This is a genomic window from Pseudomonas sp. Irchel 3A18, from assembly GCF_900187465.1.
GTDB classification, from domain to species: Bacteria; Pseudomonadota; Gammaproteobacteria; order Pseudomonadales; family Pseudomonadaceae; genus Aquipseudomonas; species Aquipseudomonas cichorii.
Map to the genome: position 1 here is coordinate 503,863 of NZ_FYDI01000003.1, position 23,642 is coordinate 527,504.

The window sequence follows — 23,642 nt, forward strand, 5'->3', positions numbered from 1 at the left end:
TGGCGAATCAAGCCTCTCACCAGACTGCGCCGGCAGATGGACACTTTCTGAACTGACAGGAATTTCGCCATGCGTCTTGCTGCAATACCCTTTTTACTGGCCCCACTACTATTGCCGGCCATTTCCCAGGCATCGAACCTGGTGGTCTGCACCGAAGCCAGCCCCGAAGGCTTCGATGTCGTGCAATACAACTCGCTGACCACCACCAACGCTTCGGCCGATGTGCTGATGAACCGCCTGGTGGATTTCGATGCCAATAGCGGCAAACTGGTCCCAAGCCTTGCCCGGGAGTGGACTGTCTCCAGCGACGGCCTGACCTACGATTTCAAACTGCGCTCCGGGGTTAAATTCCACACCACTCCTTATTTCACTCCGAGCCGCGAATTCAGCGCCGAGGATGTGGTGTTCAGCTTCAAGCGCATGCTCGACCCGCAAAACCCTTGGCACAAGATTGCCCAGAGCGGGTTCCCGCACGCGCAGTCCATGCAGTTGCCAGCCCTCATCAAGACGATCGAAGCGCCGGACGAGCACACCGTGCGCTTTGTCCTGAACCATGCAGACTCGACCTTCCTCGCCACCCTGAGCATGGGGTTCGCGTCGATCTACTCAGCTGAATACACCGCCCAGTTGCTGAAAGCCGGCACCCCGGAAAAGCTCAACAGCCAGCCAATCGGCACCGGGCCTTTCGTCTTCAAACGCTTCCAGAAAGATGCCGTGGTGCGTTACGAAGCCAACGAAAATTACTTCGCAGGCAAGCCTGGAAGCGACACGCTGATTTACGCCATCACGCCGGATGCGAATGTGCGCCTGCAAAAGATCCGTCGTGATGAATGCCAGATCGCGCTTTCGCCCAAGCCACTGGATATCCAGGAAGCCAGCAAAGACCCGGCGCTCAAGGTGGAAAAGAACGAAGCCTTCATGACCGCGTTCGTGGCGATCAACAGCCAGCACGCACCGTTCGACAAACCGGAAGTGCGCCAGGCTGTAAATCTGGCCTTCGACAAGGCGAACTACCTGAAAGCCGTTTTTGAAGACACCGCAGAAATCGCCAACGGCCCTTACCCGCCCAACACCTGGAGCTACGCAAAAGAGCTGCCGGGTTATCCACACGATGTCGCCAAGGCCAAGGAGTTGCTGGCCAAAGCCGGACTGAAGGACGGCTTCAAGACCACCCTCTGGACTCGCCCTTCCAGCAGCCTGCTGAACCCCAACCCGAGCCTGGGCGCGCAGTTGCTGCAAGCAGATTTGAAGAAAGTCGGCATCGACGCCGAGATCAAGGTTATCGAGTGGGGCGAGCTGATTCGTCGCGCCAAGGCGGGCGAGCATGACTTGCTGTTCATGGGCTGGGCAGGCGACAACGGCGACCCGGATAATTTCCTGACACCGCAGTTCTCCTGCGCCGCCGTGCAGTCGGGCACCAACTTTGCCCGCTATTGCGACAAAGCCCTGGACAAGCTGATCAGCGACGGCAAATCCACCAGCGATCAGGCGCAGCGCAGCAAGTTGTATCAGCAGGCGCAGGCACAGATCCAGCAGCAGGCCCTCTGGCTGCCACTGGCCCATCCGACCGCCGCCACCCTGACCCGCAAGGACGTGACAGGCTATGAAGTCAGCCCGTTCGGGCGCCAGGACTTCTACAAGGTGAAGGTGAAGTAAGGGTTTTATGAAGCTTCGCGAATGAATTCGCTCTCACAGAGTGCCAATTCATTCGCGAACAAACCCTACACCAGCCCCATCTCCACCATCGACAGCGGTTCTCCATCGCCGATGATCACATGGTCCAGCACCCGCACATCGATCAACGCCAGCGTCTGTTTCAGGTGTTTGGTCAGCTCGATGTCGGAATGGCTGGGATCGGTGACGCCCGAAGGGTGGTTATGGCACAGGATGACGCTGGCGGCATTGTGGACCATGGCGCGTTTGACGACCTGTCGCGGATGCACATACGCGGCGTTGATCGTCCCGTGAAACAGGATCTCGAACGTCAGGACGCGATTCTTGCTGTCGAGAAACAGGCAGCCGAACACTTCATGCTGTTCCTGGCGAAGTATTGCCTTGAGATACCTGCGCACCTGTGTCGGGCTTTCGAGAATTGAATCGCGACGCAATGTTTCAGCCATGTGCCGACGCGACATCTCCATGACCGCCTGCAACTGGGCAAACTTCGCAGGCCCGAGCCCAAGATGCGAGCTGAACCTGCCCAGATCGCTTTCCAGCAGCGCTCTCAGGCTGCCAAATTGAATCAACAGATGACGCGCCAGGTCTACAGCGCTTTTTCCGGCCACGCCGGTCCGTAAAAAGATGGCTAACAACTCGGCGTCGGAGAGGCTTTGCGCCCCCGACTCCAGCAAACGCTCACGCGGGCGTTCGGACGCAGGCCAATTGCGAATACTCATAGCACCTCCATGTGTGTGGCGCCGCTGTTCCGGTGCGGTCGCTGTGCTATCTTAGCCCATCTTTTTTGCGCAGCGACCTGGCCTGGGGAGGCGTCATCGCTGTCGCGTACTCACTCGACCAAAAAGGCAGGTCTATGCAGCGGCTGTATCGAAAACGCATCGTTCTGGGCGTCGGCGGCGGCATCGCAGCCTACAAGAGCGCCGAACTGGTTCGCCGGTTGCGCGATCACGGCGCAGAAGTGCGTGTCGTCATGACCAAGGGTGGCGCCGAGTTCATCACTCCTCTGACCATGCAGGCCCTTTCCGGGCACCCCGTACACCTGGACCTGCTGGACCCCGCTGCCGAGGCCGCGATGGGCCATATCGAGCTGGCCAAGTGGGCGGATCTGATACTCGTGGCACCGGCCACGGCCGACCTGATCGCTCGTCTGTCACAAGGCATTGCCAATGACCTGCTGACCACCATCGTCCTGGCCACCGACGCAACGGTCGCCATTGCCCCGGCCATGAACCAGGCCATGTGGCGCGACGAGTCGGTGCAGGCCAATACCCGCCTGCTCGAAGACCGCGGTTTCCGCGTCTTCGGCCCGGCGTCCGGCAGCCAGGCCTGTGGCGACGTGGGTTTCGGACGCATGCTCGAAGCCAACGACCTGGCCCAGTGCGCTGCCGACTGCTTCCAGCGCCTGACCCTGACCGGCAAGCATGTGCTGATCACCGCCGGTCCGACCCAGGAAAACATCGACCCGGTGCGCTACATCACCAACCACAGCTCCGGCAAGATGGGCTTTGCCCTGGCCGAGGCCGCCGTGGAAGCGGGTGCCCGTGTCACGCTGATTACCGGCCCGGTCAACCTGCAAACGCCGGATCGCGTATCGCGTATCGATGTGGTCAGCGCCCGCGACATGCTGGCCGCCTGTGAAGCCGCGATCCCCTGCGACCTGTTCATCGCCTCCGCAGCCGTGGCCGACTACCGCCCGGAAGTCATCGCGCCCCACAAACTCAAGAAAGATCCTGCCAACGGCGACGGCCTGCTGCTCCAGATGGTCCGCAACCCGGACATCCTGGCCACCATCGCCACACGCCCGGATCGCCCTTTCAGTGTCGGCTTCGCCGCCGAGACCGAACATCTGCTCGACTATGCTGCACGCAAGCTCAAGGACAAGAACCTCGACCTGATCGTCGCCAACGATGTGGCCAACCCCAGCATCGGCTTCAACAGCGAGGAAAACGCCTGCAGCGTGATCGACCGGGCGTTGCACGCAACGCTTTTCGCCCAGACCAGCAAGGCCAAGATTGCCCGCCAGCTGATCACTTTTATCGCAGAACGCATGAATCAGGTTTAACTACGAATGCACGCTCTACAAGCCAAGATCCTCGACCCTCGCATCGGCAACGAATTCCCGCTCCCAGCCTACGCCACAGAAGGCTCGGCCGGCCTTGACCTGCGCGCCATGCTCAAGGAAGACACCCTTCTGGAACCAGGCCAGACGCTGCTGATCCCTACCGGCCTGTCGATCTACATCGGTGATCCGGGCCTGGCAGCCATGATCCTGCCGCGCTCGGGCCTGGGTCACAAACACGGCATCGTGCTGGGCAATCTGGTCGGCCTGATCGACTCCGATTACCAGGGCGAACTGATGGTCTCCTGCTGGAACCGCGGGCAGACGGCATTCAAGATCTCCATCGGCGAACGCATCGCTCAACTGGTGCTGGTACCGGTGGTTCAGGCCCGCTTCGAGCTGGTCGAAGAGTTCGATGAAAGCCAGCGTGGCGCTGGTGGCTTCGGTCACTCCGGCAGCCACTGATCGCTCGCTGTTCAGGAAGATCATCCCGTTTCAGGACGAATCGCAGGAGAGGTCGGGTGAAAGGCAGTCAAAACGTGTCAAAGCAATCGGTAACCGCCGCCAACCCGCTTCCGGCTGCCAGCCTGCAAGGCCTGCTTCCCGGCCTCATCCCTGCCCTCGTCGGCCTGCTGTGCGCAACGGTGCTGGTAGGGCTGGCGCTGTCGAGCAATCCCCAGCAGCAGAGCCCGCTTACCCAAGCCTGGGGAAGCAGCCAGGCCTCGGCCGTGGATCAGGCTCTCAAGCAGATGAGCGCCGACACCCAGGCCGCCGCCTCCGGTGCCGCACTCGTACAAGCCTTGCAAAACAAGGACACCGCTGCACTGGCGGCACTGCAACAGCAACTCAAGTGGGATGGCCTGATCGGTGCCCGAATCGACCCGAAGGGCCTGAATGACGTGGATCCGCAAGGCTCACTGCCAGTAAGCTTTGCGACCCTGGACATGCTGAACGACGCCGCCCAGGGCCAGGTCGCACCGCCCGAAGCCCGCAAACTCGGCGAACGCTGGGTGATCTATAGCGCCGCGCCGGTGCGGGCCGATCCGACGCAACCGGTCCTTGGCACCCTGCTGCTGGCGTTCGACCCGCAACGCCTGATCAACGCATTGCCCGCCATGCCTACCGATGCCGGAAAAGTCGTCCTGAGCCAGCAATTCGGCACCGGCCAGGAGCAGGTCTTCCTGCAACGCGGGGACGCCGGTGGCGGCAAGGCAACAAGTTTCGATACCGGCCATGCCAACTGGAAACTCGAATTCACCCCTGGCTCATCACTGACGGCTTCACCTTCCCTGCTGCTCCTGCTACTGGCGGCGATCATTGCTCTGACTGGCGCATTACTGGGTCTGCACTTTAATGAAAGGGCTCTGCAACGGCGCATTGGCGAGGATGCCCGGCAACTGAATCAGTTGCTTCAAGAACTCTCTGACGGAAAAGCCGTCAAACCCTTCGGTTTGAGCCTTGAAGCACTCAACAGCCTGGCTCAGACCCTTGCACGCTTTTCGCCTCGCGGCCCACAACATCTGGTCGCGAGCGAGGAAGCGGACACCGCAAACAGTGCGAGAAACAGTGTTTCGACCCCATTCGCGGCACCTGACACCCAATGGACCGATCCGCTGTTTCAAGATACCGATATTCTTGATATCGACCTTCTCGACGAAAACCAGGACTTCCTGAGATCGGAGCATCCCCCAGTTATGAGCAGTCAAGAATCCACGGCACCAACTCTTCCCGACAACATCTTCCGCGCCTATGACATCCGCGGCGTGGTCGGGGATACCCTCAATGCTGAAACGGCTTACTGGATCGGCCGGGCCATCGGCTCTGAAAGCCTGGCCCAGAACGAACCGAACGTCAGCGTTGGGCGCGACGGACGCCTTTCCGGTCCTGAACTGGTGCAACAGCTGATTCAAGGCCTGCACGACAGCGGCTGCCACGTCAGCGATGTAGGCCTCGTGCCGACCCCTGCGCTTTACTATGCGGCCAATGTGCTGGCTGGCAAGACCGGCGTCATGCTGACCGGTAGCCACAACCCCAAGGACTACAACGGTTTCAAGATCGTCATCGCTGGCGACACCCTGGCCAACGAGCAGATCCAGGCGCTGCATGAGCGCATCAAGACCAACAACCTGACTTCCCAGAAAGGCAGCATCACCAAGGTCGACATCCTTGATCGCTACTTCCAGCAGATCAAGAACGACATCGTGATGGCCCGCAAGCTGAAAGTCGTGGTCGACTGCGGCAACGGCGCTGCAGGTGTCATCGCCCCGCAACTGATCGAAGCCCTGGGTTGTGAAGTGATTTCCCTGTTCGAGGAAGTCGACGGCAACTTCCCCAACCACCACCCGGATCCGGGCAAGCTGGAAAACCTCGAAGACCTCATCGCCAAGGTCAAGGAAACCGGCGCAGACCTGGGCCTGGCCTTCGATGGCGACGGTGACCGCGTCGGCGTGGTGACCAACAAAGGCAATGTGGTCTACCCCGACCGCCTGCTGATGCTCTTTGCCCTGGACGTGCTGAAGCGTAATCCGGGTGCCGATATCATTTTCGACGTGAAATGCACCCGCCGCCTGACACCGCTGATCAGCGAGCACGGTGGTCGTCCGGTCATGTGGAAAACCGGCCACTCCCTGATCAAGAAAGAGATGAAAAAGAGCGGTGCGCTGCTCGCCGGCGAGATGAGCGGCCATATCTTCTTCAAGGAACGCTGGTTCGGTTTCGACGACGGTATCTACAGCGCTGCGCGCCTGCTGGAAATCCTCAGCCAGGAATCCCAGAGCGCCGAAGACCTGTTCGAGACCTTCCCGAACGACATTTCGACGCCTGAGATCAACATTAAGGTGACCGATGTCACCAAGTTCAGCATCATTGAGGCCCTTGAGAAAGACGCCCAGTGGGGCGACGCTAAACTGACCAGCATCGACGGTGTGCGCGTGGACTATCCGAACGGCTGGGGCCTGGTACGTGCTTCCAATACTACGCCAGTGCTGGTATTGCGCTTCGAGGCTGAAACCGAAGCCGAATTGCAGCGTATCAAGGATGTTTTCCACGCCGAGATCAATAAAGTTGCACCGGATCTCAAACTTCCGTTCTGATTGTTTTTTCCTGTTGACTGGAGCCCTGAATGACCCTCGACCGTGATGCCGCCTCTAATGTAGCCAAGGTTCTATCCGAAGCGCTGCCTTACATTCGCCGCTTCGTCGGCAAGACGCTGGTAATCAAGTACGGCGGCAACGCCATGGAGAGCGAGGAGCTGAAAACCGGCTTCGCGCGCGACATCGTGCTGATGAAAGCGGTAGGCATCAACCCGGTGGTCGTTCACGGCGGCGGTCCTCAGATCGGTGATCTGCTCAAGCGCCTGTCCATCGAGAGTCACTTCATCGATGGCATGCGCGTCACCGATGCCCAGACCATGGACGTGGTAGAAATGGTCCTGGGCGGCCAGGTCAACAAGGACATCGTCAACCTGATCAACCGTCATGGCGGCAGCGCGATTGGCCTGACCGGTAAGGACGCTGAACTGATTCGTGCGCGCAAGCTCACCGTCAGCCGCCAGACACCGGAAATGACCAAGCCTGAAATCATCGACATCGGCCATGTAGGCGAAGTCGTGGGCGTCAACACCGAACTGCTGAACATGCTGGTCAAAGGCGACTTCATCCCGGTCATCGCACCTATCGGTGTCGGCCCGGACGGCGAGTCCTACAACATCAACGCCGACCTGGTTGCCGGCAAGGTTGCAGAAGCCCTCAAAGCCGAAAAACTGATGCTGCTGACCAACATCGCCGGCCTGATGGACAAGCAAGGTGAAGTCCTCACCGGCCTGACCACCGAACAGGTAGACAGCCTGATCGCCGACGGCACCATCTACGGCGGCATGCTGCCCAAGATCCGCTGCGCACTGGAAGCAGTCCAGGGCGGCGTTCACAGCTCGCACATCATCGACGGCCGCGTACCCAACGCCGTCCTGCTGGAAATCTTCACCGACAGCGGCGTCGGCACGCTGATCACCAATCGCAAGCGTCACTGATTGCGAAAAGCGACACCAAAGCCCTGCCAGCTTGTGTTGGCGGGGCTTTTTTTATGCTGTGGATAACCTATTCGCGAATGAATTGGCTCTGTCTGCGTTAAGTGTTGCAAGTCCGTCAGAGGACTGTGGGAGGCAGCTTGCTGGCGACTTTGGCGTACAACCGCAGAATATCTGCCGGCTTCAAGGCCTTTTTCGCCAGCAAGCTGCCTCCCACAAGTTTTGTCTGTGCCTTAAATGATCATTACCCTGTGCAAATCGGGCGGCGCTCGCGAAAACGCCAGACGCCACATTACCTGAGCAGTTTCTCCACCCTCGCCCGGTCCTCGGCAAAGCTTGCCTCGGCCTGTACGCGGGCGCTCTGGTAGCGGGTGATATCGGCCTGGATTCGTTGTTGCTGGTCCTGCACGTCGTTCAACTGATCGATGAGAACCTGGGGGATGGGACGGCCTGCGCGCTCAAGGTCGGCAGCCTGGCTTTGCAGGTTGCGTTGCTGGGCGTTGAGCCCCTGGATATTGCCTTGGGCCACGCCGATCAAGGCATCCAGCTCGGCCAGTCTGCGGGCCTTGACACGGTCCACCTCTTCGACGCTGCTGTAGAGGCTCAGCAACTGCGCATCGGCATTGGCCTGAAGCTTGTCGGCTGCCGCCTTGCGGACTTCTTCGGCAGTCGGTGCGGGAGGGACGGTCTGTACCACTCGCCCGCGGGCATTGAGCACTTCGTAACCCTTGGCGACATATTCCGGCGGTACACCCTGGCGATCCAGGACGGTCACGCCACGGCTGTCGATGTAGCGATAGAACAGCGCGTCAGGATCGGCGGCATGAGCCGTCACGGGCGCAAAAACACCCAGTGACAGCCACAGCGCCAGAACACTCAGCAGACGCATGTCGATACGAGCGACAGCCATACACGCCCCTTGTCAGATCCCGTATTGCGCCCTGTAGGCTTCAACCGCAGGCAAGTGCTGCTTGAGTTGAGGATCGTCTGCAAGGAATTGTAGAACCTGATTCAGGGATACGATGCTCACCACCGGAATTCCAAAGTCACGCTCGACTTCCTGAATGGCCGAAAGCTCGCCATTGCCGCGCTCCTGGCGGTTGAGGGCGATCAGGACACCGGCCGCTGTCGCGTCCTGGCCCTTGATGATCTGCATGACCTCGCGAATCGCGGTGCCAGCGGTGATGACGTCGTCGATGATCAGCACATTGCCGGTCAACGGAGCACCCACCAGACTGCCGCCTTCGCCGTGTGCCTTGGCCTCTTTGCGGTTGAAGCACCAGGGCAGATCGATGCCGTGATGTTCAGCCAGAGCCACGGCTGTCGCGGCTGCCAGGGGAATACCCTTGTAGGCTGGCCCGAACAGGACGTCGAAGGAAATGCCGCTGTCGACCACCGCCGCGGCGTAGAAACGCCCCAGCTGAGACAGGGCCGAACCGCTGTTGAACAGACCGGCATTGAAGAAGTACGGACTGGTGCGCCCGGACTTGAGAGTGAACTCACCGAAGCGCAAAACCCCGCGATCGATGGCAAAACGAATGAAATCGCGTTGATACGCCTGCATGAAAAAAGCCCCGAATACCACGGATTTAGCTAAATAGGTAGAGCTCGGGTATCATACACGCACGTGATTTTTGGGGCCATTTATGCGGATCATCAGTGTGAACGTAAATGGCATTCAAGCGGCAGTCGAGCGTGGTTTGCTCAGTTGGCTGCAAGCGCAGAATGCCGACGTCATCTGTCTACAGGACACCCGCGCCTCCACCTTTGAACTGGATGATCCGGCTTTTCAGCTGGATGGCTACTTCCTCTATGCCTGCGAAGCCGAAGTTCCTGCCCAGGGTGGCGTGGCGCTGTATTCGCGGTTGCAACCGAAGGCGGTAATCAGCGGCCTGGGCTTTGAAACAGCCGACCGCTACGGGCGCTACCTGCAAGCAGATTTCGATAAAGTCAGTATTGCAACCCTGCTTTTCCCGTCGGGAATGAACGGGGACGAAGACTTGAATCAGAAATTCAAGCTCATGGACGACTTCGCCAAGTACATGGACAAGCAACGCCGCAAGCGTCGCGAATACATCTACTGTGGCTCGTTCTATGTGGCGCAGCAGAAGCTCGACATCAAGAACTGGCGTGACAGCCAGCAATCTCCCGGCTTCCTGGCACCGGAACGTGCCTGGATGGACGAGATTGTCGGCACCATGGGTTATGTCGATGCCCTGCGCGAAGTCAACCGCGAAGGCGATCAGTACAGCTGGTGGCCTGACAGCGAACAGGCCGAGATGCTGAATCTGGGCTGGCGCTTCGACTATCAGATCCTGACGCCGGGTCTGCGTCGCTTCGTGCGCAGTGCTCGCTTGCCGCGTCAGCCACGCTTCTCGCAGCATGCGCCGCTGATCGTGGACTACGACTGGACCCTGACGATCTGATCCGGCCACCCGGTCCCCATGAAAACCGGGCCGTTGCAGGTCGATAGAGAAAATGCCCGTATCGCAAGATACGGGCATTTTTCTTGTGCGTAATAACTGGATACTCCACAACGCCCGCGTGCGGTTCCAATTCCGATCTATAGTAGTGACTTCAGTTTGGCTAAAACCTGTTGTGCAGGAATGGCAGGTATCGCCGAGAGCATGAACACATGGCTATGCAACACAGCAGGACCAGCCTCCCAGACCGGAAACCAGACATGAATGCACCGAAAGAATCCGTCATCATCACAGGCATCACGGGCCAGGATGGCGCCTATCTGACTCAATTGCTGCTGGAAAAAGGCTACAAGGTCTACGGTACCTATCGTCGTACCAGCTCAGTCACCTTCTGGCGGCTTGAGGAGCTTGGAGTCACTAACCATCCCAATCTGCATCTGGTCGAGCATGACCTTACGGATCTGAGCGCAAGCATTCGCCTCCTGCAAAAAGCCGAACCGACACAAGTCTACAACCTTGCAGCCCAGAGCTTTGTGGGGGTTTCTTTCGACCAGCCGCTGACCACCGCCGAAATTACCGGGCTTGGCGCAGTCAACCTGCTGGAAGCCATCCGCATCGTCAACCCGAAGATCCGCTTCTACCAGGCCTCGACCTCGGAGATGTTCGGCAAGGTGCAGCAGGTTCCGCAAGTCGAAGAAACATCGTTTTACCCGCGCAGCCCTTATGGCGTGGCCAAGCTGTATGCGCACTGGATGACCATCAACTATCGCGAGTCCTACGGCATCTTTGGTGCGAGCGGCATTCTGTTCAACCACGAATCTCCGTTGCGCGGCAAAGAGTTCGTGACCCGCAAGATCACCGATGCCGTGGCGCGTATTTCCCTGGGCATGCAGGACGTGCTTGAGCTGGGGAACATGGACGCCAAACGGGACTGGGGCTTCGCCAAGGAATATGTCGAAGGCATGTGGCGCATGTTGCAGGCCGACGAGCCGGACACTTTCGTGCTGGCCACCAATCGCACTGAAACCGTTCGCGACTTCGTGTCCATGGCGTTCAAGGCCGTCGATATCCATCTGGACTGGAAAGGCAGCGCCGATAACGAGCACGGCATCGACACCCGCACCGGCAAGACCGTGATCCGGGTCAACCCGAAGTTCTATCGCCCGGCAGAAGTCGAACTGCTGATCGGCAACCCTGAAAAGGCCAAACGAGTGCTGGGCTGGCAAGCCAGTACCAACCTGGAACAACTCTGCCAGTTGATGGTGGAAACCGATCTGAAGCGCAACAAGAACGGCACTTCGTTCTGATCGATCCTGACGCCCCCGAGTGCCTTGGCATTCGGTCCTCAGCGAGCCGCTTTTACCTCGGCACGCCAGTAATCCAGCAGCGCGGCGAGGGTTTCCTGAAGGTCGATACCGGGTTGCCAGCCGATGGCATTGCGGATGGCCGAGTTATCGCCGACTGCGCTGGGGATATCCGAAGGGCGCATGCGCTCTGGATCTTCACCCACTTCAATGTCTCTGGAACTCATGGCCAGCAGCAGGTCGAGCATCGTCTGCATCTTGCGCGGCTGACCGCTGCAGATATTGAAGCAGCGCGGATAGTCGCCATCCCTGTCGGCCAGTTGCAGCAGCGCGATGTAGGCGTTGCAGACATCCCGCACATCAAGAAAATCGCGTTCGGCCTGCAGGTTTCCCACCTTCAATAACGGCGCCTGCTCGCCGGCTTCGACAAGCGCGATCTGGCGGGCAAAGGACGCCGTGGCAAAGTCGGGCGACTGTTGTGCGCCGATATGATTGAAAGGGCGCACGATAATGCCCGGCTGGCCTTGGCGGAAGTACTCGTTGACCGCGGCCTCGGCAGCCAGTTTGCTGGCGGCGTAAGGATTGAGCGGCTGGCACGGGCTGCTTTCCGTCAGGGGAATCGCCTGTTTGAAGCTGCCGCCGTAGACCTCCGAAGAGCTGACGAACAGCACAAATGCCTTGGGCGCCTTGTTCTGCAAGGCCTGGAGCAGGTTGACGCTGCCCATGACGTTGGTTTGCCAGGTCAGCAGCGGCTCCTTGAAGCTGGTCGGCACATGGGTAATGGCAGCCAGGTGCACGACATGGGTGGGCGCAGCTTCGGCAATTGCCTGCTCCAGAGCCTCGGCATCGCGAATATCGCATTGCAGGTACTGGTCGGCATGGGAGGGCGCAGGCGAAGTGTTGCCTATCAGGGCAATCACGTGATGACCGGCGCTCTGCAGGCTCTCACATAGAATCTTCCCAACGAAACCGTTGGCGCCGGTGATCAGGATGCGCTGCATCGTGGAGCTTCCTCAGTGGCTTTTGGCAAGCATTGGAGCTTGAAAGACAGGCTTTCTGGAGCCGTTGCAAGCAGGCTAGCCCGAGTATCCGGCTTTGTCCTGAAATGGGACTCGCGGGTCACTATCAGAGCTTTTTTTACTGCCCGAGTTCAGCCCGAAATTTTTCCCACTGTCACCTGACGAAGAGCATTAACCCTTCTACGCTTTCAGTCGATAGCACTGAATATCCATCACTGTTGGTGTAGCCCCTATGTTCAATACCAGCTTGAAAAAGGAATTACAGGCGCAACAAGCCGAGTTATCGATGTATAGACAGATGCAACGGGGTATGGACGCCCGAATGGTGTCCATAACAGTGGATGCCAACTATCGTATTACCAACGCCAACACTAACTTTCTCAAAATGTTGGGCTATTCCGCCGAGCAACTGGTGGGGCGCAACATGGACCAGTTGATACCGGCCTACGTCAAACAGCTCGACTGCTACCGCAACCTGGTGGCTGCGGTGCAAAAAGGTGAGTCGGCTTTCGACAGCTACCGTTTTCTGCGGGCTGACGGCAGCCTGGCGTGGATTCGCGCCATGTGGCAACCGATCATGGATGAGAGCGGCAAGCTTCTGGAAATCAAGTGCTACGGCTCGGACATCACCCAGACCGTCGAGACGGCCGCCGAAAACTCGGCCTTCATCCAGGCATTGCTGCGTTCCACCGCTGTGATCGAGTTCGATCTGGGCGGTCACGTGCTGGTTGCCAATGACCAGTTCATGCGGGGCATGGGTTACAACCTGGGGCAGATCAAGGGCAAACATCACAGCATGTTCTGCGACCCGCACGAGAGCTCATCGAGTCAGTACAAGGATTTCTGGGCCACCCTGAACCGCGGCGAGTTCGTGGCCGGGCGCTTCAAGCGTCTGGACAGCGCTGGCCGGGTCGTGTGGCTGGAAGCAACCTATAACCCGGTTCACGATGCCCAAGGCAAACTCTACAAGATCGTGAAGTTCGCCACCGTCGTGACGGATCAGGTGTTGCGTGAGGAAGAGGTCAGCAAGGCCGCCAGTATCGCCTTCGAGATTTCTCAACAGACCGACGTCAGCGCCCAGCGGGGGGCAGCGGTGGTTCAGAACACCGTCCAGACAATGCACAAAATCTCCGATGAACTGCAATCGGCCTCATCGGGCATTGAAGCGCTCGGCAAGCAATCGCTGTTGATCAGCTCCATCGTGCAGACCATCGGCGGTATCGCCCAGCAGACCAACCTGCTGGCACTCAACGCGGCCATCGAAGCTGCCCGGGCCGGGGAGCAGGGTCGCGGGTTTGCGGTGGTGGCCGACGAAGTGCGGCAACTGGCGGGGCGCACCAGCGCGGCTACCGAGGAAATCGTCAGCGTCGTGCAGCAGAACCAGACCCTGGCCGATGAAGCCGTTCGCGGAATGGTCAACAGTCGAGAGCAGGCCGAGCAGGGCCTGGCGCTGGCCAACGAAGCAGGCTCGGTGATTGTCGAGATTCAGGAAGGTGCCAAGCAGGTGGTCGGAGCAGTCGGGCAGTTCGCAAATCAATTGAAATAAGGTAATAACAGAGTAACTCGATACAGAAACGGACTTGAGCCACAATGGCTTCCTTTAGATCATGACGCTGCCCGCATGCCGAAGCATCGGGCAGCCCGAAGGAAAGTCCCCCGATGACTCTGTTTTCCAGACAATGGCGCAAAGGTCTGGCGCTGGTTGCACCGCTGGCCTTGCTGCTTACTGCATGTGATGTCTCCGAGAAGCCGACCAAGACCACTCCACCTCATACCTCTTACAACAAGGCCACATGGGAAGCTCTGCCAGCCGTTACTGACAGTGACTTGCAGGCAGGCTTCGGCTCATGGCGCAGCGCGTGCACCCGACTCAAGGCCGATCCGGTCTGGGGCGGCACCTGCAGCGCAGCAGCCAGTCTGGCCGCAGATGCCAGCGCGACGGATATCCGCGCCTTTCTGCATGCCAATCTGCAGGTCTACAGCCTGCGCAACGACAGCGGCAGCGCCGACGGCCTGATTACCGGCTACTACGAACCCATCTATCAAGGCAGCCTGAAACAGACCGCTCAGGCTTCGGTCCCGGTCTATGGCATTCCCGATGATCTGATCGTGGTCAATCTGGACAGTATCTATCCCGAGCTCAAGGGCAAGCGCCTGCGTGGACGGCTTGAAGGACGAGTGCTCAAGCCTTATGACGACGCCGCGACCATCAACGATAAAGGACTGAATGCGCCCGTGATCGCCTGGCTGACCGACCCGATGGATCTGCAATTCCTGCAGATCCAGGGCTCCGGACGGGTGAACCTGCCAGACGGTACGCAAGCGCGCCTGGCATACGCCGATCAGAACGGTCGTCCTTACCGCGCCATTGGCCGCTGGCTGGTGGAGCAGGGCGAGTTGAAGAAAGAAGACGTAACCATGGGCACCATTGCCGCCTGGGCCAAGGCCAACCCGCTGCGGGTTCCCGAGCTGCTGGCCAGCAACCCCAGTTATGTGTTCTTCACCCGCAACCCGGACAGCAACGAAGGACCAAGAGGTTCACTGAACGTGCCGCTGACCGCCGGTTACAGCGTGGCCATCGACCGCAAAGTGATTCCACTGGGCAGTCTGCTCTGGCTGTCGACCACACGCCCTGACGGCAGCAGCCTGGTTCGGCCAGTGGCGGCTCAGGACACCGGTGGTGCCATTGCCGGGGAAGTGCGCGCCGATCTGTTCTGGGGCACGGGGGAAGCAGCCGGGCATCTGGCCGGAGACATGAAGCAAAAGGGCAATATCTGGCTCCTGTGGCCCAAGGACAAGCCCTTGCCTCAGGATGGCGAGCCTGCGCAGAAGTAGGCTTCTGCGCAGTACAGGCCGTGGCGTGAAGGTTTCGGGCTAAGCCAGTCGGCTATCTACCTCGAAATCCAGCTCCATGGCCTTGGCCACGATGGTCTTGAAGGACGAATGGCGCACATTCAGCAGGTAGTTGAACTCCCGCGGCACGATCACGCTGGGCACCGCCAGCGCCAGACTCTGACCCGACTCCAGCCATGTATCCCCGAAAGACGAGGTAGAGGCCGGAGCGGGCTCTTCGCGCCAGTCTGCAGGCAGGGTATCGGGACGAACCTTGAGAATGCGGTCCTTGGGAATCAGCAGTTCCAGCATGACGTAGTGCTGGATCATGCTGGAGTTATCCAGATGGACCAGCACCTCCAGCAACGCCAGCGATTCGCTGCCGGCGCAATACACGCAGGCCTGGCCCTTGCTGTTCCAGCGTCCACCGTAGAGCTTTGCACCTTCGCCGTCGAAAGCCTGAGCCAGCCATTTGCGTTTTACCAGACGATAGACATGGATCACGCAACGACCCCGTGCTCAAGACGGCCGATCAGGTCCAGCACGGCCTGGGCCTCTGCCGAGGTGGTGAGCATTTCCAGCGGCCTGCACTGACCCAGCCCGTAGACCGGCTTGGTCAGCCAGCGGCGGGTGGCTTCGGTGTCGTCTTCGAACAGGTCCATTGCGGCCTTGTAGATGGCCGCCAGGCGAAACAGCCGGTCGCTTTCCTCGGCATTGAACTGACGCACCTTGAGGCGCCGTTGCAGTGTTGCGGGCGCAATCCCCAAGTGTTCGGCCAGGGTCGAGCGATTCAGGTCGGTGTAGCTGGCCAGTCGCTCGAACACTTCGTAGGGCAACCCGGCACGCAAGGCGTTGTACAACTGCGCGCCACGGGGAGGCACGCCCAGTCTTTGCCAGAAGTCTTCCTCCTGAGCGGGGGTTGGGTAATAGTCACGAATAGCCAGAGGCATGACAGAATCCTTCCATCTACTGATAGTGACTAGCTATATCACTTGATCATCGCTCTGTCATACATAACGCTGACAGACGGTTGAAAAACCACACACTCAACAGGAAAGTTCATGCTCTTTTTATTGGCTCAATATTCAGGAAAAAGCGTCGATAAATGATTATGTCATTGAGGTATATATCAGTTTGCCTGCCCTGCTATATTGAACCTGTGCTCTAGCGCAATCTCAGGTGCTGCAAGGCCTGCTGCATTGAACAGGCACCGATCCATCAGGCTTCCACGCGCACAGTTATTGCATGAAAGTCGTTACAGCAGGGCAAGAAGGGACTAACAGGTTCTGTGTCGAAGTATCAAAGGGGTTTTTACAGGTTACGCTCCGGCCCGTTTTTTCGTGAAGGCAATCGGACGTATTGATACTCTGCTGCCGTCAGCCTGAAACTTTTGTAGTGAGAAACAATGAATGTCCATGATTCCGCTGCTGATTTGCGATGACTCCAACATGGCTCGCAAGCAACTATTGCGAGCCTTGCCTGAGGACTGGGGTGTATCGGTCACGATGGCAACCAATGGACTCGAAGGGCTGGGTGCCGTTCGCAATGGATTGGGTGAGGTCGTACTGCTGGACCTGACCATGCCCGTGATGGATGGCTATCAGGCGCTGGCTGCCATTCGTGCAGAAAACCTTGAAGCCAAGGTGATCGTGGTTTCCGGCGACGTTCAGGATGAAGCGGTCCGGCGTGTCATGGAACTTGGCGCACTGGCCTTCCTGAAAAAGCCCGCCGACCCCGACGAACTCAAGCAGACCCTTGTGCGGCTGGGCTTGATGGGCGAGCCGACCAAGGTGCCAACCGCCGTTGTGCCGCTCAAGGATGGCGCCATCAGTTTCCAGGATGCCTTCCGGGAAACCATCAACGTCGCCATGGGCCGGGCCGCGGCCTTGCTGGCCAAGGTGCTGGGCGTGTTCGTGCAATTGCCGGTCCCCAACGTCAACATGCTCGAAGTCGGTGAGCTGCATATGGCACTTGCCGATGCCCATCGCGACCAGCGTCTCACGGCGGTGTGCCAGGGCTATATCGGCGGCGGCATTTCCGGCGAAGCACTGCTGATTTTCCATGACTCGGAACTCTCCGACATGTCTCAGCTCATGCAGCGCAGTTCGCCCGACTATTCGGACATGGAGATGCTGCTGGACCTGTCCACGGTCCTGATTGGCGCCTGCCTGAGCGGGATTGCCGAGCAGATCGATATCGCTTTCTCCCAGGGACACCCGCAGATTCTGGGCGCTCAGGGCGGGATCGATGACCTGATTCGCGTCAACAGCAAGCGCTGGAAGAAGACTCTCGCGGTGGAGATCAGTTACAACATCGAAGGCCACAACATTCACTTCGATCTGTTGATGTTGTTCACCGAAGACTCGGTCGAACTGCTGACGCGCAAACTTGCCTACATGATGAGCTGACCCCATGAGCCATATCGATATCAACGAGCTGCACTGGCTGTTGGCCGTCACCCAGAACATCGACGTCGGCATCGTGGTCCTGGACCGGGATTACCGGGTGATGGTCTGGAATACCTTCATGGAGAACCGCTCTGGCGTGACGCCATATGAGGCGACCAGCAAGACGTTCTTCGAGCTGTTTCCCGAAGTCAACCAGCAGTGGTTCAGCAAGAAGGTCGAGAATGTCGTGACCCTCGGCACACCGGCTTTCACGATCTGGGAGCAGCGACCTTATCTGGTGCGTTTCAAGAACTACCAGCCCATCACCGGGCAGGAAGAGTTCATGTACCAGAACACCACGATGTTTCCGCTGCGGGCGACCAACAACGAGATCAACCAGATCTGTCTGGTGATCTACGACGTGACGGACGTGGCCACCAACCGGCATCAATTGCAGGCAGCGCTCAAGCAGCTCTCCGACAGCCAGCCTGCCAACGGTTAATCGCCACAGGAACAAGGGCCGCCATCAGGCTGCGGCCCGGCTCCTGCTCGTGCTAGGATCGCGATTTTTCCGGTGACGTTCAGGGACATCATGCGACCTCAATCCACACTCACTGTTTTGCCTGTCGAGCACCCTCTGGTCGGGCGCGTCAGCCCGCCGGGCTCCAAATCGATCACCAACCGTGCGTTGCTGCTGGCTGGCCTGGCAAAAGGGACGAGTCGCCTGACCGGTGCCTTGAAGAGTGACGATACCCGCGTCATGTCAGAAGCCCTGCGCCTGATGGGCGTCCAGGTCGATGAGCCGGATGACAGCACCTTCGTCGTCACCAGTTCCGGTCACTGGCAGGCCCCTCAACAAGCGCTGTTCCTGGGCAATGCCGGCACTGCGACCCGTTTCCTGACCGCTGCACTGGCCAACTTCGAAGGTGAATTCATCGTCGATGGCGATGAGTACATGCGCAAACGTCCTATCGGCCCGCTGGTCGATGCCTTGCAGCGCATGGGCGTGCAGGTCAGCGCGCCGACCGGTTGCCCGCCGGTCACCATCAAGGGCCTGGGTGGCCTGGCCGCCGGTCGCATCGAAATCGACGGCAACCTTTCCAGCCAGTACGTCTCGGCCTTGCTGATGGCTGGCGCCTGCGGACAAGGCCCGATTGAAGTGGCCCTGACCGGCAGCGAAATCGGCGCACGCGGCTATGTGGACCTGACCCTGGCGGCAATGAAAGCCTTTGGCGCTGAAGTCGAGGCGATTGGCGATGCGGCCTGGAAAGTCTCGGCCACCGGTTACAAGGCTACGGATTTCCATATCGAGCCTGACGCTTCGGCGGCCACTTACCTGTGGGCCGCGCAAGTGCTGACCGAAGGCAAGATTGACCTGGGTGTCGCCACTGAAGAATTCACCCAGCCCGATGCACTGGCCAGCCAGATCATCGATAGCTTTCCGAACATGCCGGCCGTGATCGACGGTTCGCAGATGCAGGACGCGATCCCGACGCTGGCGGTGCTGGCGGCGTTCAACAACCATCCAGTGCGCTTCGTCGGCCTGGCCAACCTGCGGGTCAAGGAATGCGACCGCATTTCCGCGCTGTCACACGGCCTGTGCGCCATCGCACCGGGGCTGGCGGTAGAAGAGGGTGACGACCTGCTGGTGCATGCCAACACGGCACTGAGCGGCCAGACCGTCGATGCGCTGATCGACACCCACTCCGACCACCGCATCGCCATGTGCTTCGCCTTGGCGGGCCTGAAGATTGCGGGTATCCGGATTCTCGATCCTGATTGCGTCGGCAAGACCTACCCCGGCTACTGGGCGGCGCTGGAATCGCTGGGCGTGCAGATCAGACGCTAGAGCCCTTCGCGACTGAATTCGCTCCTACACGACCCCGGTAGGAGCGAATTCATTCGGAATATTCAGATCCCGAAAATCGGCTGCAGCATCCGGGCAACCAGGCCCTGGAAGCGCAGCGGGGAATCGGTGCCCATTACACAGATGCAATATTCATCGCCGTTGGCCGTAGGCTGGTGCTGCGTATCGCTATCCAGATCGGCGAGGTCTCCGGGCCGGTATTCGCCCAGTTCATCGTGATAGGAACCCTGGAGCACGAGTGTCATTTCGCTGCCCTCATGGCTGTGCAGCGGCATGCTGACACCGGGAGCGATTCTCAGCAGCATGAGGTTGCCTTGCTCAAAGCCCTTGGCACGAACGCGCTGCACACCGGGAAGCAGGGTTTTCCAGGGCTGCTCGCTCAGGTAGCGGCCAAAATGGGCGTGAAGGGCAACCGGTAACACGTCCGGGCTCTGAACGACAGGCTCGGCCTGTAAATCGGCGCGGGGCGGCTCACCCAGGCGGGCAAGCATGGCATCGCGTCCCTTGGCGGGCTCCACGGCTGCGCTGTATTGCTGGATCAGCAAACCGCCGATGCGTTCTGCATGGCGCAGGCGATCACGACACTCCGCACACTGTTCAAAATGAGCGGCGGCAACCAGAGAAATTGTCTGTGCAAGCGCACCCGAGGCGTAGCTGACCAGGGTGGCTTCATCAGGATGATGGACGGGGCTCATCATGACTCCTCGACCTTGGAGCGCAGCTTTTGAAAGGCCAGACGCAGGCATGACTTCACAGTCCCAAGAGGCATGCCGAGGCGTTGAGCGATCTCTCGATGGCTGAGCGCTTCAAAGTAGGACATCCGTAAAACCCTGGCCTGATCGGCTGGCAGGCTCTGGATGGCCATGTTCAGTTGTTTTTCCTGACGCTGGCTGTAATCGAGGGAGCTGTCGGCAGGCGCCTCCAGAAGCTCGAGTTGTTCCAGCGAGTTCTGCACCACGACCCAGCCGCTGTCCTTGCGCACGCTGTCGATATACAGGTTGCGCGCGATCCGGAACAGCCAGGTTCCGAGACTGGCCTTGGCCGGATCAAAGGACTCGGCCTTGTGCCACAACTTGAGCAGCACTTCCTGCATCAGCTCTTCGGCCTGTCCGTCAGGCACTTTCAACCCCGTCAGATAGCGCAACAGACGGGGCGCGAAGTGATCGTAGATGCGCATGAAGCTGTCGCGGTCCTGACTACGGGCCACAGCGGTGACTTCATCGATCCAAAGTCGGGTGATTGGCGAGTCGCTGTACGAAGGTGACACGTGACGGAAGGTCCTGATGCGGGCAATGCTGCTCATGATCACCTTCTGGTCGCCGTTGTCTGGAATGGGTCGGGTTGCCTGAGTGTTACGCAACCTGGACCAGAACGGATCACAAGATGAACTGCCGGGAAAAAGTATTTTTACCTGATTGTCATCATAGCCGTCTGCCACGGACTGGTGCAGCCCGTAGTGGCGAAAAGTAAGCAAGGACTGAATCGGATCAAAGGCGAGGAGTTTATTTCAAACCTGTCTAAGCCACTATGATTTCTGTCAGTAGTCAGGCGCGACACGTTCATTAACCTAGAACGTCAGGACGTTACTTCAATTCATCCCTGCGGGGGTTCTCATGGACATCCACTTTTCCCATCCGCCAATGAAAAGCGCGCTGCTCAGGCTGACACTTTTGCTGATGTTCATCGTCGGCACGAGTCTGCTTGTTGTACCTGGCCGCGCAGAGGCTATCAATCTGGCTGAATGCACAGGTACCCACACGGCAGAGTGGTCGCCGGGCCTGACAAACACGGCACAAACCATCACTGTTTCGACGAAAAGCAATTGGGCAGCCTGCGTGCTCCCTTTAGGCGCCAGCGCAACATCCGAGCAAAGCTTTCAAGCGACCTTTTCCTGCAAATCGTTTTTCCTGGAAACACCCACTATCACATGGGTCATCAACTGGAACGATGGAGCCACCAGCACCTACGCATTCACGGCGCAGATAGAAAATACCGGTAACTTAAATACTACGATCACCGGCAATGGCACTATCACAGACGGGCGTTACAAGGGGGCCAAGGCACAAACCCTTTTCACGCTTGTGAACCTCAAATCCATCTTGAACAACGATTGCAACCAGCCTTCGGGCGTCACCAAGGTGAGCGGTGCTTCAACACTTGTTATTTTGCCTTTATAAGCACAAGAAGGTTGTGTGGCTCATCCCGCACAACCTTCCTTGCAAAACCTCCTGCCTTAAAGCACCACGCTTGGCAGCCACAGTGAAATGGCAGGAATGTAAGTCACCATCATCAGCACCATGAACAGCGCCAGATAGAACGGCAGCAGCGCTTTGACTGTGGCTTCGATAGTGACCTTGCCCACCGCAGCACCGACGAACAGCACCGCGCCCACCGGCGGTGTAATCAGTCCGATCCCCAGATTGACCAGCATGATCATGCCGAAGTGAACCGGGTCGACACCGATACCGGTAATCACGGGCAGCAGGATCGGGGTCAGGATCAGAATCAGCGGCGCCATGTCCATCACCGTGCCCAGCAACAGCAGCATGACGTTGATGCACATCAGGATCACATAGCGGTTATCCGACAGCGTCAGGAAAGCCGTGGTGATCTTCATGGGGATTTCCATCAGCGTCAGGATGTAACCGAAGCTGGCGGCAAAACCGATCAGGATCATGACGATGGAAATGGTCCGTACCGCCCGGTGCATCAGCTTGGGCAGGTCGCGCCATTTGTAATCGCGGTAGATGAACATGGTGACAAAGAACGACCAGACCACGGCAACCGCAGCCGACTCGGTCGCCGTGAAAATCCCGCTCAGGATTCCGCCAAGGATGATGACCATGGCCATCAGGCCCCAGAGTGCATCGGCGGCAATCTTCAGCGCCTGACGCAACGGAATGACTTCGCCCTTGGGGTAATTGCGCTTGCGGGCGAAAATCATGCACAGCACCATCAGCACAGCGCTGAGCAGCAGCCCGGGCATGATGCCGGCCATGAACAGCGAAGCGATGGACACCGTTCCGCCTGCTGCCAGCGAATACAGCACCGAGTTATGGCTGGGCGGTGTCAGCAAGGCTTGCACCGAACCGCTGACCGTCACGGCCGTGGAGAAATCACGCGGATAACCTTTGCGCTCCATTTCCGGAATCAGCACCGAACCGACCGAGGCGGTATCGGCCACGGACGAACCCGATATGGCACCGAAGAAGGTCGAAGCAACGATATTCACCAGCGACAGACCGCCACGCACGAACCCCACCAGCACACCGGCAAACGCCACCAGTCGCCGGGACATTCCGCCTTCGGCCATGATCGCGCCAGCCAGCACGAAGAAGGGGATCGCCAGCAGCGAAAACTTGTTCACACCGCCTGCCACCTGAATCATCAGCGCATCGAAGGGAATCTCGATCCACCAGGCCCCGATCAGCGCTGAAAGGCCCAGGGCATACGCGACCGGCATGCCCAGGAGAATCAGCGCGATGAAGCTTCCCAGCAATATAAAAGCGTCCATTCAGGCGGCCTCTTCACTTTCTTCCAACAAATCGAAGCGCACGGCACGGCGGTGGCTTTGATCACCCAGAAACATTTTTTCCAGCACGAAGATCAGGGTCAGGATGCCGCCGAGCGGAATGGGCAGGTAGGAGATGCCCACCCGCAGGGACGGCATCTCACCGAGGTATTGATTCCAGGTCGTCGCACAGAGCTTGAACCCCTTGATGGTCATGAATACACACACCACCGCCATGAGGATCTGCACCAGCACAGCCGCATACTTGCGCATCTGCGGCGACAGGCGTTCAGTGGCCATCGATACCGCCATGTGCGCACCGGCACGGTAGCTGGCGGCCGCGCCGAAGAAGGTGAATACCACCATCAGCAGGATCGCGGTGGGTTCCGGCCAACTGGAGCCACTGCCCAGTACGTAGCGGGCGAAAATGCCCCAGGGGATGATCAGGCTCATCGTCAACACCGACAGGCCGGCAATCGCGATGCAGATCCGGTAAAGCACGTCGTTAATGCGCAGTAGCGTATTTTTCATGGGGCTCA

General features: G+C 59.0%; 22 protein-coding genes and 2 pseudogenes. 14 read left to right on the forward strand and 10 right to left on the reverse strand.

All coding sequences use genetic code 11. The annotated features are described in order from the left end of the window. Positions 1 to 69 precede the first annotated feature (69 nt). Positions 70 to 1,656: an ABC transporter substrate-binding protein gene (locus CKW23_RS08015; protein WP_025257920.1), complete on the forward strand. Its 1,587-nt coding sequence runs from the start codon at positions 70 to 72 to the stop codon at positions 1,654 to 1,656. Between the two features lie 65 nt (positions 1,657 to 1,721). On the opposite strand, the gene radC is transcribed toward CKW23_RS08015, so the two are convergent. Continuing rightward, positions 1,722 to 2,396, reverse strand: a complete 675-nt coding sequence (radC, locus tag CKW23_RS08020; RefSeq protein WP_025257919.1) for a DNA repair protein RadC — start codon at positions 2,394 to 2,396, stop codon at positions 1,722 to 1,724. A gap of 134 nt (positions 2,397 to 2,530) precedes the next feature. Here radC and coaBC point away from each other — a divergent pair, with 134 nt between their 5' ends. From coaBC to argB, 4 genes are read left to right on the forward strand one after another with little or no spacing between them, the layout of a single operon-like run. Beyond that, entirely contained in the window at positions 2,531 to 3,739 is a 1,209-nt protein-coding gene (coaBC, locus tag CKW23_RS08025; protein ID WP_025257918.1) for a bifunctional phosphopantothenoylcysteine decarboxylase/phosphopantothenate--cysteine ligase CoaBC, read from the forward strand. Between the two features lie 6 nt (positions 3,740 to 3,745). After that, on the forward strand, positions 3,746 to 4,201 hold the full coding sequence (gene dut / locus CKW23_RS08030; protein WP_025257917.1) for a dUTP diphosphatase: 456 nt from the start codon (positions 3,746 to 3,748) through the stop codon (positions 4,199 to 4,201). Positions 4,202 to 4,257: 56 nt separating this feature from the next. After that, positions 4,258 to 6,828, forward strand: a complete 2,571-nt coding sequence (locus CKW23_RS27195; protein ID WP_025257916.1) for a phosphomannomutase/phosphoglucomutase — start codon at positions 4,258 to 4,260, stop codon at positions 6,826 to 6,828. 29 nt (positions 6,829 to 6,857) lie between these two features. After that, entirely contained in the window at positions 6,858 to 7,763 is a 906-nt protein-coding gene (argB, locus tag CKW23_RS08040) for an acetylglutamate kinase (protein ID WP_025257915.1), read from the forward strand. Between the two features lie 289 nt (positions 7,764 to 8,052). Here the strand turns inward: argB and CKW23_RS08045 are convergent, their stop codons facing one another. Next, positions 8,053 to 8,649: a DUF4124 domain-containing protein gene (locus tag CKW23_RS08045; protein ID WP_095067391.1), complete on the reverse strand. Its 597-nt coding sequence runs from the start codon at positions 8,647 to 8,649 to the stop codon at positions 8,053 to 8,055. A gap of 33 nt (positions 8,650 to 8,682) precedes the next feature. Beyond that, on the reverse strand, positions 8,683 to 9,324 hold the full coding sequence (pyrE, locus tag CKW23_RS08050; RefSeq protein ID WP_095067392.1) for an orotate phosphoribosyltransferase: 642 nt from the start codon (positions 9,322 to 9,324) through the stop codon (positions 8,683 to 8,685). A gap of 82 nt (positions 9,325 to 9,406) precedes the next feature. Between pyrE and CKW23_RS08055 the strand changes: the two genes are divergently transcribed. After that, complete coding sequence (locus CKW23_RS08055) at positions 9,407 to 10,186, forward strand: exodeoxyribonuclease III (protein ID WP_025257912.1); 780 nt, start codon at positions 9,407 to 9,409, stop codon at positions 10,184 to 10,186. A gap of 257 nt (positions 10,187 to 10,443) precedes the next feature. After that, on the forward strand, positions 10,444 to 11,490 hold the full coding sequence (gene gmd, locus CKW23_RS08060) for a GDP-mannose 4,6-dehydratase (RefSeq protein ID WP_025257911.1): 1,047 nt from the start codon (positions 10,444 to 10,446) through the stop codon (positions 11,488 to 11,490). Positions 11,491 to 11,528: 38 nt separating this feature from the next. Here gmd and CKW23_RS08065 read toward each other — a convergent pair whose 3' ends face one another. Continuing rightward, on the reverse strand, positions 11,529 to 12,488 hold the full coding sequence (locus CKW23_RS08065) for a GDP-mannose 4,6-dehydratase (protein WP_095067361.1): 960 nt from the start codon (positions 12,486 to 12,488) through the stop codon (positions 11,529 to 11,531). 340 nt (positions 12,489 to 12,828) lie between these two features. On the opposite strand from CKW23_RS08065, the pseudogene CKW23_RS27200 reads away from it, so the two are divergent. The 3 genes and pseudogenes from CKW23_RS27200 to CKW23_RS08075 form a co-directional block, all read left to right on the forward strand. Next, positions 12,829 to 13,467 (forward strand): annotated as a pseudogene (locus CKW23_RS27200) (PAS domain-containing protein); the annotation flags it as partial. 150 nt (positions 13,468 to 13,617) lie between these two features. Continuing rightward, a pseudogene (locus CKW23_RS27205) lies at positions 13,618 to 14,052 on the forward strand (methyl-accepting chemotaxis protein); the annotation flags it as partial. A 113-nt stretch (positions 14,053 to 14,165) separates the two neighbouring features. Next, complete coding sequence (locus CKW23_RS08075; RefSeq protein WP_095067363.1) at positions 14,166 to 15,341, forward strand: murein transglycosylase A; 1,176 nt, start codon at positions 14,166 to 14,168, stop codon at positions 15,339 to 15,341. 39 nt (positions 15,342 to 15,380) lie between these two features. On the opposite strand, the gene CKW23_RS08080 is transcribed toward CKW23_RS08075, so the two are convergent. Next, a complete protein-coding gene (locus tag CKW23_RS08080; protein ID WP_095067364.1) occupies positions 15,381 to 15,842 on the reverse strand; it encodes an RES family NAD+ phosphorylase in 462 nt (153 codons plus the stop codon). Continuing rightward, entirely contained in the window at positions 15,839 to 16,288 is a 450-nt protein-coding gene (locus tag CKW23_RS08085) for an antitoxin Xre/MbcA/ParS toxin-binding domain-containing protein (protein WP_095067365.1), read from the reverse strand. Before CKW23_RS08085 ends, CKW23_RS08080 begins: the two co-directional genes overlap by 4 nt. A 459-nt stretch (positions 16,289 to 16,747) precedes the next feature. On the opposite strand from CKW23_RS08085, the gene CKW23_RS08090 reads away from it, so the two are divergent. From CKW23_RS08090 to aroA, 3 genes are all read left to right on the forward strand, one after another. Beyond that, the gene (locus tag CKW23_RS08090) at positions 16,748 to 17,746 is read left to right on the forward strand and encodes a response regulator (protein ID WP_095067366.1); all 999 of its coding nucleotides are present in this window, start codon (positions 16,748 to 16,750) and stop codon (positions 17,744 to 17,746) included. Positions 17,747 to 17,750: 4 nt separating this feature from the next. Then, positions 17,751 to 18,227, forward strand: a complete 477-nt coding sequence (locus CKW23_RS08095) for a PAS domain-containing protein (RefSeq protein ID WP_025257904.1) — start codon at positions 17,751 to 17,753, stop codon at positions 18,225 to 18,227. A gap of 90 nt (positions 18,228 to 18,317) precedes the next feature. Then, a complete protein-coding gene (aroA, locus tag CKW23_RS08100; protein ID WP_095067367.1) occupies positions 18,318 to 19,574 on the forward strand; it encodes a 3-phosphoshikimate 1-carboxyvinyltransferase in 1,257 nt (418 codons plus the stop codon). Positions 19,575 to 19,636: 62 nt separating this feature from the next. Here the strand turns inward: aroA and CKW23_RS08105 are convergent, their stop codons facing one another. Both CKW23_RS08105 and CKW23_RS08110 read right to left on the reverse strand, forming a co-directional pair. Further along, positions 19,637 to 20,287 (reverse strand): ChrR family anti-sigma-E factor, encoded by a 651-nt coding sequence (locus CKW23_RS08105; protein ID WP_095067368.1) that lies wholly within the window; start codon positions 20,285 to 20,287, stop codon positions 19,637 to 19,639. Continuing rightward, complete coding sequence (locus tag CKW23_RS08110) at positions 20,287 to 20,799, reverse strand: sigma-70 family RNA polymerase sigma factor (protein WP_256590433.1); 513 nt, start codon at positions 20,797 to 20,799, stop codon at positions 20,287 to 20,289. The genes CKW23_RS08105 and CKW23_RS08110 overlap by 1 nt, the downstream gene beginning before the upstream one ends. Positions 20,800 to 21,205: 406 nt before the next feature. Here CKW23_RS08110 and CKW23_RS08115 point away from each other — a divergent pair, with 406 nt between their 5' ends. Further along, the gene (locus CKW23_RS08115; RefSeq protein WP_236249427.1) at positions 21,206 to 21,769 is read left to right on the forward strand and encodes a hypothetical protein; all 564 of its coding nucleotides are present in this window, start codon (positions 21,206 to 21,208) and stop codon (positions 21,767 to 21,769) included. Positions 21,770 to 21,825: 56 nt separating this feature from the next. Here CKW23_RS08115 and CKW23_RS08120 read toward each other — a convergent pair whose 3' ends face one another. Both CKW23_RS08120 and CKW23_RS08125 read right to left on the reverse strand, forming a co-directional pair. Next, entirely contained in the window at positions 21,826 to 23,106 is a 1,281-nt protein-coding gene (locus tag CKW23_RS08120; protein ID WP_095067370.1) for a TRAP transporter large permease, read from the reverse strand. Beyond that, positions 23,107 to 23,634, reverse strand: coding sequence for a TRAP transporter small permease (locus CKW23_RS08125; protein WP_095067371.1), 528 nt, complete (start codon positions 23,632 to 23,634; stop codon positions 23,107 to 23,109). Positions 23,635 to 23,642: the final 8 nt, after the last annotated feature.

Coding starts and splice junctions, on each gene's coding strand:
- CKW23_RS08015 (WP_025257920.1), top strand. CDS start 70: ATGCGTCTTGCTGCAATACCCTTTTTACTGGCCCCACTACTATTGCCG.
- radC (WP_025257919.1), bottom strand. CDS start 2,396: ATGAGTATTCGCAATTGGCCTGCGTCCGAACGCCCGCGTGAGCGTTTG.
- coaBC (WP_025257918.1), top strand. CDS start 2,531: ATGCAGCGGCTGTATCGAAAACGCATCGTTCTGGGCGTCGGCGGCGGC.
- dut (WP_025257917.1), top strand. CDS start 3,746: ATGCACGCTCTACAAGCCAAGATCCTCGACCCTCGCATCGGCAACGAA.
- argB (WP_025257915.1), top strand. CDS start 6,858: ATGACCCTCGACCGTGATGCCGCCTCTAATGTAGCCAAGGTTCTATCC.
- CKW23_RS08045 (WP_095067391.1), bottom strand. CDS start 8,649: ATGCGTCTGCTGAGTGTTCTGGCGCTGTGGCTGTCACTGGGTGTTTTT.
- pyrE (WP_095067392.1), bottom strand. CDS start 9,324: ATGCAGGCGTATCAACGCGATTTCATTCGTTTTGCCATCGATCGCGGG.
- CKW23_RS08055 (WP_025257912.1), top strand. CDS start 9,407: ATGCGGATCATCAGTGTGAACGTAAATGGCATTCAAGCGGCAGTCGAG.
- gmd (WP_025257911.1), top strand. CDS start 10,444: ATGAATGCACCGAAAGAATCCGTCATCATCACAGGCATCACGGGCCAG.
- CKW23_RS08065 (WP_095067361.1), bottom strand. CDS start 12,488: ATGCAGCGCATCCTGATCACCGGCGCCAACGGTTTCGTTGGGAAGATT.
- CKW23_RS08075 (WP_095067363.1), top strand. CDS start 14,166: ATGACTCTGTTTTCCAGACAATGGCGCAAAGGTCTGGCGCTGGTTGCA.
- CKW23_RS08085 (WP_095067365.1), bottom strand. CDS start 16,288: ATGCCTCTGGCTATTCGTGACTATTACCCAACCCCCGCTCAGGAGGAA.
- CKW23_RS08090 (WP_095067366.1), top strand. CDS start 16,748: ATGTCCATGATTCCGCTGCTGATTTGCGATGACTCCAACATGGCTCGC.
- CKW23_RS08095 (WP_025257904.1), top strand. CDS start 17,751: ATGAGCCATATCGATATCAACGAGCTGCACTGGCTGTTGGCCGTCACC.
- aroA (WP_095067367.1), top strand. CDS start 18,318: ATGCGACCTCAATCCACACTCACTGTTTTGCCTGTCGAGCACCCTCTG.
- CKW23_RS08105 (WP_095067368.1), bottom strand. CDS start 20,287: ATGAGCCCCGTCCATCATCCTGATGAAGCCACCCTGGTCAGCTACGCC.
- CKW23_RS08115 (WP_236249427.1), top strand. CDS start 21,206: ATGGACATCCACTTTTCCCATCCGCCAATGAAAAGCGCGCTGCTCAGG.
- CKW23_RS08120 (WP_095067370.1), bottom strand. CDS start 23,106: ATGGACGCTTTTATATTGCTGGGAAGCTTCATCGCGCTGATTCTCCTG.
- CKW23_RS08125 (WP_095067371.1), bottom strand. CDS start 23,634: ATGAAAAATACGCTACTGCGCATTAACGACGTGCTTTACCGGATCTGC.